Genomic DNA, 13,055 nt, shown 5'->3' on the forward strand with positions numbered 1-13,055 from the left:
CGAAAGCGACGGACGTGAGCCAGGTCCTCGACGCACCGCCTCCCACAGCAGCCCCCGCCGACCAGGGCCTGACCCCCGCCGAGCTGGCCGCCAAGTACGGCCTGACCGTCAGCGGCGCCCGCCCCTCCCTGCCCGCCTACGTCCGGCAGCTGTGGCAGCGCCGCCACTTCATCACCGCCTTCTCCACCGCCAAGCTCACCGCCCAGTACAGCCAGGCGAAGCTCGGCCAGCTCTGGCAGATCATGACGCCGCTGCTCAACGCGGCGGTCTACTACTTCATCTTCGGCGTCCTGATGAACACCAAGCGGGACGTCGAGGACTACGTCCCGTTCCTGGTCACCGGCGTCTTCGTCTTCACCTTCACCCAGCAGTCCGTGCTCGCGGGCACCCGCGCCATCTCCGGCAGCCTCGGCCTGGTGCGCGCCCTGCACTTCCCGCGCGCCTCGCTGCCCATCTCGTACTGCCTGCAACAGCTCCAACAGCTGTTGTTCTCGATGTGCGCGCTCCTGGTGATCCTGCTCTGCTTCGGCGTCCCGCCCACGCCCGCCTGGCTCCTGGTGCTCCCGGCGCTCGCGCTCCAGTTCACCTTCAACACCGGCCTCGCACTGGTGATGGCGAGGATCGGCAGCAAGACACCGGACATCGCGCAGCTGATGCCGTTCGTGCTGCGCACCTGGATGTACGCGTCCGGGGTGATGTGGAGCCTCGACGCGGTCCTCAAGGGCCGCGACCTGCCGCACCTGGTGACCACGCTCCTGGAGTGCAACCCCGCGGCCGTCTACATCGACCTGATGCGGTTCGCGCTGATCGACACCTTCCACCACGACCAGCTGCCGCACCACGTGTGGGCCTGGGCGGTGGGCTGGGCGGTGCTCGCCGGACTCGGCGGGTTCATCTACTTCTGGAAGGCAGAGGAGACCTACGGCCGTGGCTGACTCCCGGGCAGGCGCCCCCACCGTCATCGTCGACCAGGTCGACATCGTCTACCGCGTGCACGGCGCGGGAGCCACCGCGGGCCGGGGCAGCGCGACCGCCGCGCTCGGCCGCATCCTCAAGCGCGGCAAGGGCGAATCCCCCGGCGTACGCAAGGTGCACGCGGTCAAGAAGGTCTCGTTCACCGCCTACAAGGGCGAGGCCATCGGGCTCATCGGCACCAACGGCTCGGGCAAGTCCACGCTGCTCAAGGCGGTCGCGGGACTGCTCCCCGTGGAGAGCGGCCGGATCTTCACCGACGGCCAGCCCTCGCTGCTCGGCGTCAACGCGGCTCTGATGAACGACCTGACGGGCGAGCGCAACGTGCGGCTCGGCGGCCTGGCGATGGGCATGTCCCGCGAGCAGGTCCAGGAGCGCTACCAGGAGATCGTCGACTTCTCCGGCATCAACGAGAAGGGCGACTTCATCACGCTGCCGATGCGCACGTACTCCTCGGGCATGTCGGCCCGCCTGCGCTTCTCCATCGGCTCGGCCAAGGACCACGACGTCCTGCTCATCGACGAGGCCCTGGCGACCGGCGACCGCTCCTTCCAGAAGCGCTCCGAGGCCCGCATCCGCGAGCTGCGCAAGCGCGCGGGCACCGTCTTCCTGGTCAGCCACAACAACAAGTCCATCCGCGATACCTGCGACCGCGTGCTCTGGCTGGAGCGCGGCGAGCTGCGGATGGACGGCCCCACGGGTGAAGTCCTCGCGGCCTACGAGGACTTCACCGGCGGCAAGAAGTAGCCCCGCTCAGCCCGCGAGCAGCTTGTCCGGGTCGTCGCCCGGGACCAGACGCAGGCCGGACGCGGCCTCCTCGCCCGGCGCGGGAGCGGGCGTGCGCCCGGCGACGGGCTCGGGGGCCATCTCCTTGCCGAGCAGCACCCGGCGCACGACGCGCTCCGCCGCGTTGCCGTCGTCCCACTGGCAGAACCGCTCGCGGAAGGCGGCGCGCAGCGCGGTGGCCTCGGCGCCGCGCCAACTGCCGCTCCGGAACACCTCGATGAGCTCGTCCTCGTCCGTGGCGATGACGCCCGGCGTCTCGCCCGGCTTGCCGGAGAGCAGGTCGAAGGTGACGCCGCGCGACTTGACGTAGACGTCCCAGTCGTCGGCGTAGGTGATGATCGGGCGGTCGAGGTTGGCGTAGTCGAACATGATCGACGAGTAGTCCGTGATCAGCGCGTCGGCGGCCAGGTTCAGCTCCTCGACGACCGGGTACGCCGACACGTCGATCAGCGCGCCCTCGTCCTCCAGGCGCGCGAGCTGCGGGTCCGCACCGTAGAAGTAGTGGGTGCGCACGAGCAGGACGACGTCGGGGCCGAGCTCCTGGGCGACCTTGGCGAGGTCGAGGCGCGGGATGAAGCCCGCCTGGTAGTCGCGCACGGTCGGCGCGTACAGGACGGCGGTCTTGCCCGGCTCGATGCCGAGCTTCTCGCGGATCGCGGCCACGTCGTCCGCGCCCGCCCGGTAGTACACGTCGTTGCGCGGGTAGCCGGAGTTGACCGACTCGAAGGCGCAGGGGTAGACGCGCTCCCACTCCTCGGTGGTGTGCTGGTTGGAGGAGACGCTGAAGTCCCAGCGGTCCGCGCGCTCGAGGAGCTTGCGGAAGCTCATGCCCTTGGCGGCCGCGGGGTAGCGCTGCTGGTCGATGCCCATGCGCTTGAGCGGCGTGCCGTGGTGGGTCTGGAGGTAGACCTGGCCCGGGCGCTTGATCACGCGGTCGGGGAAGTTGACGTTGTTCACGAAGTACTTGGCGCGGGCCATCACCTCCCAGTAGCGGGGGGTGTTGGCGACCACGTAGTCGATGCCCTCGGGGACCTGGTCCTCCAGGGACTTCTTGACGACCCACACCCCGTGCACGTTCGGGGCGAGCTCCTTGGCCTTCTCGTACACGGCCAGCGGGTTGCAGGACGGCAGGCGGTACCAGTAGGCCGCGTACACCGCGAGGTTCTCGTCGATGGGGCGCTGGCGCTGGAGCTGGTAGTACGTCGCGTACGCGCGCTTGCCGACCTTGTTCTTGGTCTTGCGCGCCTTGGCGCGGCCCTTCACATAGCCGCTGTTGACCAGCTTGAGCCCCTGGAAGGCGCGGTACGAACCGCGGCCCACCGCGTGGAACTTGGCGCCCTGTATGCCCTCGGGAACCTCGAAACCGGCGGGCAGGTAGCGGCGGTAGTGCGCGGCCGCCTTGCCGAAGAACTCGGCGCGGGCGTTCGGCGGCACCCGGTCCGGGCGGCTGAGGATGAAGAGGTAGTGGTCGATCATGTGCTCGAACATGAACGCGCGCCACCGGTGCAGCTCGGGGCGCTCCTCGATGAAGCGGAACAGGCGCTCGTACGTGGCGAACACGGCGAAGTGCTCACGGCTCGGCGTGCGCAGCGCGTTGCCCTGGCGGCGCTGGCGGTAGTGCACGCAGACGCGGTCGAGCAGGGAGATGCTGGCGGCCGTGAAGAGCGACTCGTAGACGACGACCGCGTCCTCGTAGAAGCCCTCGGGGAAGCTGAAGCCGCCCTCCAGGTAGAACTCCCTGCGGTACGCCTTGTTCCACACGACCGTGAACAGGTCGAGCAGCTCGGGGCGTTCGGCGATCGTGAAGACGTCCGGGCCCGGCTCGGCGAACAGGTCGGCGTCGCGGTTGCGCCGCTCGCCGTTCCACCAGAACGTGCGCGCGTAGTCGTACAGGACCATGTCGGGGCGACCCGTCGCGTCGATCCGCTCGACGATCGCCTCCAGGGCGCCCGGCACGAGGGTGTCGTCGCTGTCCAGGAAGAGCAGGTACTCGCCCTTGGCCCGCGCGACGCCCGTGTTCCGGGCGTTGCCTATGCCGCCGTTCTTCTCCTGGTGGACGGCGATGACGCGCAGGTCGCGTGCCGCGTACTCGTCGAGGATCGCTCCGGAGCCGTCCGGGGACAGGTCGTCGACCGCGATCAGCTCGAAGTCCCCGTAGCTCTGCGAGAGCACTGAGTCGAGGCACTCGCGGAGGTATCCCTGAACTTTGTAGACAGGGACGACAATGCTGATCCGTGGCATTTCGGGCGGAGCTCCTCGGGCAGGTGGGGCCGGAGTACAGGGCAGTGTGGAGATTTCCTTATAGGTACCTCCTTTCGAGTCTATGACCGTTTGATGAACTTCGCCGCCCGCCAAAGGTCCCGAAACGGACAGGAAGAAGGTCCCTGATCCGCCGAACACGGACACACCCCCGGAGGGACGAACGGGCAAGGAACGTGTCCCGTACGGGCAAGGGGGCGCCCCGAGCCGCAAGGCCCGGGACGCCCCCCCTTCACGTGTTCCGCCGCGCCCTACGAGTGCGTGCGCAGCAGCGTGCGCATCGTCCGCATCGCCACCGACAGGTTCGCCAGGTCGAACGCGTCCGAGCTGTGGATCTCCTCCAGGGTCGTCCGCGCCCTGCTCAGGATCGGCGCGTTCTTCTCCTCCCACGCCTTGAAGCGCTGCTCCGGCGTCGAGCCGCCGTTGCCCACGGCGAGGATGTCCGCCGTCAGCGCGGCGTGCGCCGCGTACAGGTCCTCGCGGATGGAGGCGCGCGCCATGGACTGCCAGCGGTCGGCCCGCGGCAGCTCGATGATGCGGTCCATGAGCTGGGTGATCCGCAGCCGGTCACCGAGGTCGTAGTAGACCTCGGCGACGTCCATCGGCTCCCTGCCCATCCGGTCGGCGACCGCGACGATGTCGAGCGCCGGGAAGGCGGAGGAGAACCCGGCGACGCGCTGGGCGAGTTCACCGGGGACGCCCGCGGCGGTCAGCTCGTCGCGGATGCCCTGGTACCACTCCAGGTCGGAGCCGCGGAGCAGGTTCGGCAGCTCGTCCCAGACCTGGGTGACGCCCGCGCTGAAGAAGCCGATGGTCTCGGCGAGTTGCAGCGGCTGCGGCCGGTTGTTGAGCAGCCAGCGCGTACCGCGCTCCACCAGGCGGCGCGAGTGCAGCCGGATGCGGGTCTGCACATCGGCGGCGACCACGTTGTCGAGTGCCTCGACCGCGTCCCACACCTCGCTCAGGCCGAAGATCTCGCGCGCGGCGAGCTGCGCCCGCACGATCTCCTCGAGCGACGCGCCCGTCTCCTCGCGGAGCCGGTGCAGGAAGGTCGAACCACCGGTGTTCACCGTGTCGTTGACCAGGACGGTCGTGATGATCTCGCGGCGCAGCGCGTGCCCGTCGACCTGGTCGGGGAACCGCTCGCGCAGCGCCTTGGGGAAGTACGCGTGCAGCAGGCGCCGCAGGTACTCGTCGTCGGGCAGCGTCGTCTGGATCAGCTCGTCCGCCGCCGTGATCTTCGTGTAGGCGAGGAGGACGGCGAGCTCGGGCTGGGACAGGCCGCGGCTGGAGTTGAGCAGCTCGCGGATCTGCCGGTCGTTGGGCAGGAACTCCAGACCCCGGTCGAGGTGGCCCTGCTTGCCCAGGCGGCGCATGAAGCGCTGGTGGGCGTGGAGCAGGGACGACGACTGGAAGATCGCGTTGGCCAGCGCGGTGTTCTGCGCGTAGTTGTTGCGCAGGACCAGGTGCCCGACCTCGTCGGTCATCTCGGCGAGCAGCTTGTTGCGCTGCTTGACGGTCATGTCGCCGTTCGCGACGACCGCGTTGAGCAGGATCTTGATGTTCACCTCGTGGTCGGAGGTGTCCACGCCCGCGCTGTTGTCGATGGCGTCGGTGTTGATCCGGCCGCCGGCCCGCGCGAACTCGATGCGGCCCAGCTGCGTCAGACCGAGGTTGCCGCCCTCGCCGACGACCTTGACGCGCAGGTCGGCGCCGTTGACGCGGATGGCGTCGTTGGCCTTGTCGCCGACGTCCGCGTTGGACTCCGCCGACGACTTCACGTACGTACCGATGCCGCCGTTCCACAGCAGGTCGACCGGCGCCTGGAGGATCGTCTTCATCAGGTCGGCCGGGGTCATCTTGGCGACGCCGGTCTCGATGCCGAGCGCCTCGCGGATGTGCGCGTTGAGCTGGATCGACTTGGCGGAGCGGGGGAAGATCCCGCCGCCCGCGGAGAGCAGCTCCTTGCTGTAGTCGGCCCAGGAGGAGCGCGGCAGCTCGAAGAGGCGGCGGCGCTCGGCGTACGACGTCGCCGCGTCGGGCCGGGGGTCGATGAAGATGTGCCGGTGGTCGAAGGCGGCCACGAGCCTGATGTGCTCGCTCAGCAGCATGCCGTTGCCGAACACGTCACCGCTCATGTCACCGACGCCGACGACCGTGAAGTCCTCGGACTGGGTGTCGGTGCCCAGCTCCCTGAAGTGCCGCTTGACGGACTCCCAGGCGCCGCGGGCGGTGATGCCCATGCCCTTGTGGTCGTATCCGGCGGAGCCGCCGGAGGCGAAGGCGTCCCCGAGCCAGAAGTCGTACGACTCGGCGACCTGGTTGGCGATGTCCGAGAACGTCGCGGTGCCCTTGTCGGCGGCGACGACAAGGTAGGTGTCGTCCTCGTCGTGGCGCACGACGTCGGCCGGGTGCACGACCTCGCCCGCCACCAGGTTGTCGGTGATGTCGAGCAGCGCGGAGATGAACGTCTTGTAGCAGGCCACGCCCTCGGCGAGCCACGCGTCACGGTCCACGGACGGGTCGGGCAGCTGCTTGGCGACGAAGCCGCCCTTGGCGCCGACCGGCACGATGACGGTGTTCTTCACCATCTGCGCCTTCACGAGACCGAGGATCTCGGTCCGGAAGTCTTCCTTCCGGTCCGACCAGCGCAGACCGCCGCGCGCGACCTTGCCGAAGCGCAGGTGGACGCCCTCGACGCGGGGCGAGTACACCCAGATCTCGTACGCGGGACGGGGCGCGGGCAGGTCGGGGATGGCCTGCGGGTCGAACTTCATGGAGACGTAGTTGTGCGGCTTGCCGCTCTCCGTCTGCTGGAAGAAGTTCGTGCGCAGGGTCGCCTTGATGACCGTGAGGAAGGACCGCAGGATCCGGTCCTCGTCGAGTGAGGCCACCTGGTCGAGCGCCCCGTCGAGCTCTTCGAGGAGCCCGTCGGTCAGCTCGGTCCCGGCCCGCTGGTGGCCCGGCGACATGCGCGCCTCGAAGAGCGAGACGAGCAGCCGCGTGGTGTGGACGTTGTTGCGGAGGGTGTCCTCCATGTAGTCCTGGCTGAAGGTCGCCCCGGCCTGGCGCAGGTACTTCGCGTAGGCCCGCAGGACCATCGCCTGACGCCAGTTGAGCCCGGCGCGCAGGACCAGCGAGTTGAACCCGTCGACCTCGGCGGCCCCGGTCCAGGCGGCGCCGAACGCCTCCTGGAAGCGCTCGCGGCCGTCGTCGCCGAGGTAGTCGCCGTTGCCGTTGGGGGACTTGGGCATGCGCAGCCCGAAGTCGTAGATCCACGCGTGCGTACGGTCGGTGCAGCGCAGCTCGTACGGACGCTCGTCGGTGACCTCGACGCCGAGGCGCTGCAACACGGGCAGCACGGCGGAGAGGGAGACCTGCTCGCCGGAGCGGTAGATCTTGAAGCGGCGCTCACCGGGGGACGCGCCCACCGGCTCGTACAAGGAGAGCTCGAAGTCCTTCTCGCCCTGGGTGAGGTGCTCCAGGTGCTGGAGGTCGGCGACGGCCGCGCGCGGCGTGTGGTCGGCCTTGTAGCCCTCGGGGAAGGCGCCCCCGTACTGGCGGAGCAGCTCGGCGGCACGCTCCTCGCCGCACTCGGCGGTCAGCGCCTCGGCGAAGCCGTCGGCCCAGGAGCGGGCGGCGTCGACGAGCCGCCCCTCGATGCGCTCGACGTCCGCGTCGGAGAGGTCGGGGACCTCGGCGCCCTTGGGCACCCGGACCACGAAGTGGATGCGGGAGAGGATCGACTCCGTGTTCCAGGCGGTGAAGTCGACGCTGGCGCCGTTCAGCTCCTCCTTGAGGATGTCGATGATCCGCAGCCGGACGCCGGTGGTGTAGCGGTCGCGCGGCAGGTAGACCAGGGCGGAGTAGTAGCGCCCGTACTCGTCCTTGCGCAGGTAGAGCCGGAGCCGACGGCGCTCCTGGAGGTAGAGGACGCTGGTCACGATGGAGCGCAGCTCGTCGGCGGGCGTCTGGAAGAGCTCGTCGCGCGGGTACGTCTCCAGGATCTGGAGCAGGTCGCGCCCGTCGTGGCTGTTGGCCGAGAACCCGGCGCCCTTGAGGACCTCCGCCACCTTGCGGCGGATGACGGGGACGCGGCGCACGGACTCGGTGTACGCGGCGGACGAGAAGAGCCCGAGGAAGCGCCGCTCACCGACGACGTTCCCCTCGGCGTCGAACTTCTTCACGCCGACGTAGTCGAGGTAGGACGGGCGGTGCACGGTCGCCCTGCTGTTGGCCTTCGTCAGGACGAGGAGCTTGTGCTCACGGGCCTTGGCGCGGGCGTCGGCGGGCAGCCGGTTGAAGGACGGGCTCACCGGGTGGTGGTCGTCGCCGTGCTGCGGGTCGGCGCGCAGCACGCCGAGGCCGGTGCCGGGGACGGCGGCGAGGGAGTCGTCGTCGGTGAGCGTGTACTCGCGGAAGCCCAGGAAGGTGAAGTGGTTGTCGGCGAGCCAGCGCAGCAGCTCGCGGGCCTCCTCGACCTCCTGGTCCGGCACGTCGCCCGCGGTGGGCTCGGCGGGCAGCTCGTCGGCGATGCGCAGCGCGGAGTCGCGCATCTTCTCCCAGTCCTCGACCGTCTCGCGGACGTCGGAGAGGATCCGCAGCAGATCGGCGGTGATCTGCTTGAGGTCCGCGCGGTCCGTCTCGCGGTCCATCTCGACGTGGATCCACGACTCGACGAGCGCGTCGTGCGGGCGCTCCGCGCCGGCGCCGTCGGCCAGCACCTCCAGGAGCTTCCCGGTCAGATCGCGGCGGACGACGACCTGGGGGTGGATCACCACGTGGATGCCGCGGCCCTGGCGGGACAGCTCGTTGGTGACGGAGTCGACGAGGAAGGGCATGTCGTCGGTGACCACCTCGACGACGGAGTGGCTGCACGTCCAGCCGTTCTCCTCGACCGTCGGGGTGTGGACCCGCACGTTGGCCGTCCCCTGGGGGCGGTTCTCGGCGAGCCGGTAGTGGGAGAAGGCGGCGCCGAAGACGTCGACCGGGTCGCGGTCGGCGAGGTCCTCCGGGGCGGTGTGCAGGTAGTAACGCTGGAGGAACGCGAGAGCCATGTCCTGGTCCGGCGTGGCCTCGCTCGTCGTCCCGGTCGGTGTGCCGCTCGGTAGGCGTCCCCCGGCCGGGCTGCTCTCAGCTACCCGGGCGGCCCGCGCGAGCAGCTCGGCCTTGGCTTCGTCCAGCTTGGTCTGCATTGTCCTCTGACTCCTGTCGCGCGCCATTGCGTGACGTAGAAGGAAGTGATGTGACGTAACGCCGGGGCGCGGGGTCTCCGGCCGAGATCGACGTTATGCCGCGGTGAGAGTTGAGCGGGCGGTTATCCGCCATCTTCAGCGGTTTCGCTGACAGATGGGTTGCTCGGCGGGGTCGGCCGCACCGCGAAGAAGCGTCAGCGATGGCCCGGGCACGGATGTCCTCCGTGGTCCCCGGGCGAAGGGCGGGGGCACTCGCGCCCCCGCGGGATATCGCGCTGATCACGGGTCAAGGCTATCGCCCCGCACCGGGGACCCGTCATGAGCCGTATGTGTACAAAAGCGGGGGGTGAACTTTGACAGTCTGCACAGTCCCGCGGGGCCCTCGTACCGGTAAGGCCCCCTTGGCAAACCGGACGCGGGGATGCACGTTGAGCAGGACGGCAACGGACACGCGCGACGGACTCGGGGAGCGAGCGCCGATGGCAGCCAAGATCCTGATAGTGACCGGTGACGCGGCGGAGTCGCTGGAGGTCCTCTACCCCTTCCAGCGGCTGCGCGAGGAGGGGTACGACGTCCACATCGCCGCACCCGCCCGCAAGAGGCTGCGGTTCGTGGTGCACGACTTCGAGCCGGGCTTCGACACGTACACCGAGAAGCCCGGCTACACCTGGCCCGCGGACCTCGCCTTCTCGGAGGTGGATCCCGGCCAGTACGCCGCCCTGGTGATCCCCGGCGGCCGGGCCCCGGAGTACCTGCGCAACGACCCCGAGCTCCGCAAGATCCTCAAGGCCTTCTTCGACTCGGACAAGCCGGTCGCGCAGATCTGCCACGGCCCGCTCCTGACGGCGGCGATCGGCGGCCTCACCGGCCGCAGGGTCACGGCGTACCCGGCTCTGGAGCTGGACATGCAGGCGGCGGGCGCGACCTTCCAGGACGCGGAGGCGGTGGTGGACGGCACCCTGGTCTCGGCCCGCGCCTGGCCGGACCACTCGGGGTGGATGAGGGAGTTCCTGACGGTGCTGCGGGCGAAGGCGCCGGTGACGTAAGGGACGTAAGGGGGGCGGCTCCGGAAACGGACTCGGATCCTCACCTTCCGCTAGGTATACGGATCCCCGCGCCCACCCCCACATCGGTATGCGGATCCTCCCGCATACCGATGGCGGGACACCGCCGCGGACGGCAGGCTTCTGGTGCGCCGCCCCACCCGGGCAGCGGCAACGTGCGGCGGGGTGCGACATGCCTGGTCAATCCCCCACGGCTGTCATGGCAAGGCACCCCGCCCGCACGCCGCGCCACGGAGCGGTCGACGCGGCCGCCTGCCCTTGTCGGCGAGGGCAGGCTCCGCGCGCACTCCCCGGGCCACCGGCCTCCCGGGGCGGCCCCGGACCCCGGCCGCCCCGGAACCCGGCCACCGCACCGCCTCCGGCACGCCCGCGACTACCCCGCCTCCGTCACACCCGCGATCTCCGTGGCCGCGGCGATCTCCGTGCGCGAGCCGACGCCCAGCTTCGCGAGGATGTGCTCCACGTGCGCGTCCGCGGTCCGCTTCGAGATGACGAGGCGCTCGGCGATCTCCCGGTTGGAAAGCCCCTGCGCCACCAGCACCGCCACCTCCCGCTCGCGCCGCGTCAGCACGTCGGCGCCCGTGGCCCGCCGCCCGGCCCGCTGGGCTGGCGGCCTGCACGGCGTGTCCGCGTCGACCCGCACCGCGTCGAGCACCTGCTGCCCGGAGAGCCGCGCCCCCACCGCGTGCCAGCGCTCGAACTGGCCCGCCCCCAGCTCCTCCAGCACCGACTTGCGCGCCGCCTCCTGCTGCTCCAGGAGCGTGGGCAGCATGCCGATGGGGTCGCCGCCGAGCCGCCGCGCGTTCTCCGCGTACCCGAACAGCCAGGCCGCCCGCACCTGCCGCCCCTCCCGCGCGGCCGCCCACGCCAGACCGTGGCAGCACATCGCGGCCACCAGGACCTCGTCGACCTCGCTCGCCGCCTCGAGACCCCGGCACAGCGACGCGACGCCCGCGTCCCGCTCCCCCCCGAGCCACTGCACGAGCCCCTGGGCCATGAGCGTGGACCCGTAGATCTGGCGCTCGCCGGTTCCTTCGAGCCGCGCGAGCCCCTGCCCGCACAGGTCGAGGGCCCCCTCGGTGTCCCCGAGGACGGCCCGCAGCAGCGCGCCCTCGTACCCCATCACCACCAGGCCGAGCAGGGTGCCGCTCTCCAGCATCCGGCGTCGTACGTCCTCGAGGGCGGCGAGCCCCGTCTCCTCCCCGCACAGTGCCGCGAGCCCGCTGGCGTACCCCTCGGCGAAGAGCGCCACCTCCTCGTCGCCCGCGCGCACCGCGGACTCCAGGGAGAGCGCCATGTGCTCGACGGCCGTCGCGAGATCCGCGGTCCACACGGCGAAGGCACCGGTCGCGAGGAGCCCCCAGGCCCGCGCCGTGCAGTCCTCGGGGACCAGCTCCAGGCCCTTCTCCATCCAGTACCCGCCTTCGGAGAGCGCTCCGGAGGCGCGCCAGTACGGCCAGAGGCGGGCCGCGAGCCTGAGGCCCTCCGCCGCCCGGCCCTCGGTCGCGTACGCGTATTCGAGGGCGGCCCGCAGGTCGGCGATCTCCGCGCCGACCGCACGGTGCAGCGCGGGCTGCCGGTCACTGAAGAAACCTTCCTCGAAGCGCCGGCCGAGATCCCGGTAGTACGCGAAGTGCCGGGCCCGCAGCCCCGCGCCCCCGTCGCCCTCCACCCCGCCGAGCCGCTCGGCCCCGTACTCCCGCAGGGTGTCGAGCAGCCGGTACCTGTTCCCCGACTCGCCGAGCCGCTGCACCACGGACTTGTCGACGAGCCCGATGAGCTGCCCGAGCACCTCGCCCACGGGCAACTCGCCGCCCCCGCAGACCTGTTCGGCCGCGGTGAGCTCGAACGATCCCGCGAACACCGACAGCCGGGCCCAGAGCAACTGCTCGGCGGGAGTGCACAGTTCATGCGACCAGTCGATGGCCGTACGCAAGGTCTGATGGCGGGAAAGCGCCGTGCGCCGCCCCCCGGTGAGCACCTGGAAACGGTCGTCCAGCCGCGCGACAAGCTCCTCGATGGAGACCGCCCGCAGCCGCACGGCGGCCAGCTCCAGGGCGAGCGGAATGCAGTCGAGCCGCCGGGTCAGCGCGAGCAGCTGCTCGCGGTTGCCCTCGCCCACCGCGAAGCCCGGCACGACGGAAGCCGCCCGCTGGGCGAACAGCTCCACGGCGTCATCGGGCGCCAGCGGAGCGACCGGACAGCAGTGCTCCCCCGGCACGTCCAACGGCTGCCGACTGGTCGCGAGCACACACACGTCCGCGGCCTCGCGCAGCAGGATGTCGGACAACATCGCGCAGGCGTCGACCAGATGCTCACACGTGTCCAGCACGATGAGCAGCCGTCGCCCCTGCAGATGGGCCACCACCGCGTCCAGCGGCGCCATCCCCGACTGCTCGGGCAGCTCCAGGACCGCGGCGAGCGTGGCGGGGATCAGCTCCGGATCCCGCAACGCGGACAGCTCGGCCAGCCACACCCCGTCGGGAAACCGCTCCCCGAGCCCCGCGGCGGCCCGCAGCGCGGTACGGCTCTTGCCCACCCCGCCCGGCCCGACCAGCGTGACGAGCCGCGCGTACGCGAACGCCGCCCGCACCTGCGTCAGTTCGTCCACACGACCGACGAACGAGGTCAGTTCGGCGGGCAGTTGCCCGCCCCGCCGCTGCCCGAAGCCGAAACCCATAGCGCTACCGCCCCCGTCACGTCGTCCCGCAAGGCTCACCCGGCCGAGGATCCCACCACAGCGTACGCAGAACGATGCGGAGCGTGAACGGAGTCACCC

6 protein-coding genes are annotated in these 13,055 nt (G+C 70.6%); 3 read left to right on the top strand and 3 right to left on the bottom strand.

Features of this window, described 5'->3' with window-relative positions; translation table 11 throughout:
- Positions 1-14 precede the first annotated feature (14 nt).
- Both KY5_RS15945 and KY5_RS15950 read left to right on the top strand, forming a co-directional pair.
- The gene (locus KY5_RS15945) at positions 15-935 is read left to right on the top strand and encodes an ABC transporter permease (RefSeq protein ID WP_098242879.1); all 921 of its coding nucleotides are present in this window, start codon (positions 15-17) and stop codon (positions 933-935) included.
- Complete coding sequence (locus tag KY5_RS15950) at positions 928-1,719, top strand: ABC transporter ATP-binding protein (RefSeq protein WP_098242880.1); 792 nt, start codon at positions 928-930, stop codon at positions 1,717-1,719. The genes KY5_RS15945 and KY5_RS15950 overlap by 8 nt, the downstream gene beginning before the upstream one ends.
- A 6-nt stretch (positions 1,720-1,725) precedes the next feature.
- Here the strand turns inward: KY5_RS15950 and KY5_RS15955 are convergent, their stop codons facing one another.
- Both KY5_RS15955 and KY5_RS15960 read right to left on the bottom strand, forming a co-directional pair.
- Positions 1,726-3,999, bottom strand: coding sequence for a bifunctional glycosyltransferase/CDP-glycerol:glycerophosphate glycerophosphotransferase (locus tag KY5_RS15955; RefSeq protein WP_098242881.1), 2,274 nt, complete (start codon positions 3,997-3,999; stop codon positions 1,726-1,728).
- A 269-nt stretch (positions 4,000-4,268) separates the two neighbouring features.
- On the bottom strand, positions 4,269-9,212 hold the full coding sequence (locus KY5_RS15960; RefSeq protein ID WP_098242882.1) for an NAD-glutamate dehydrogenase: 4,944 nt from the start codon (positions 9,210-9,212) through the stop codon (positions 4,269-4,271).
- 479 nt (positions 9,213-9,691) lie between these two features.
- On the opposite strand from KY5_RS15960, the gene KY5_RS15965 reads away from it, so the two are divergent.
- A complete protein-coding gene (locus tag KY5_RS15965) occupies positions 9,692-10,258 on the top strand; it encodes a DJ-1/PfpI family protein (protein ID WP_098242883.1) in 567 nt (188 codons plus the stop codon).
- Positions 10,259-10,649: 391 nt separating this feature from the next.
- Here the strand turns inward: KY5_RS15965 and KY5_RS15970 are convergent, their stop codons facing one another.
- On the bottom strand, positions 10,650-12,956 hold the full coding sequence (locus KY5_RS15970; RefSeq protein WP_098242884.1) for a LuxR C-terminal-related transcriptional regulator: 2,307 nt from the start codon (positions 12,954-12,956) through the stop codon (positions 10,650-10,652).
- Between the last annotated feature and the right edge of the window lie 99 nt (positions 12,957-13,055).

It is taken from the genome of Streptomyces formicae (genome assembly GCF_002556545.1).
Classification (GTDB): domain Bacteria; phylum Actinomycetota; class Actinomycetes; order Streptomycetales; family Streptomycetaceae; genus Streptomyces; species Streptomyces formicae_A.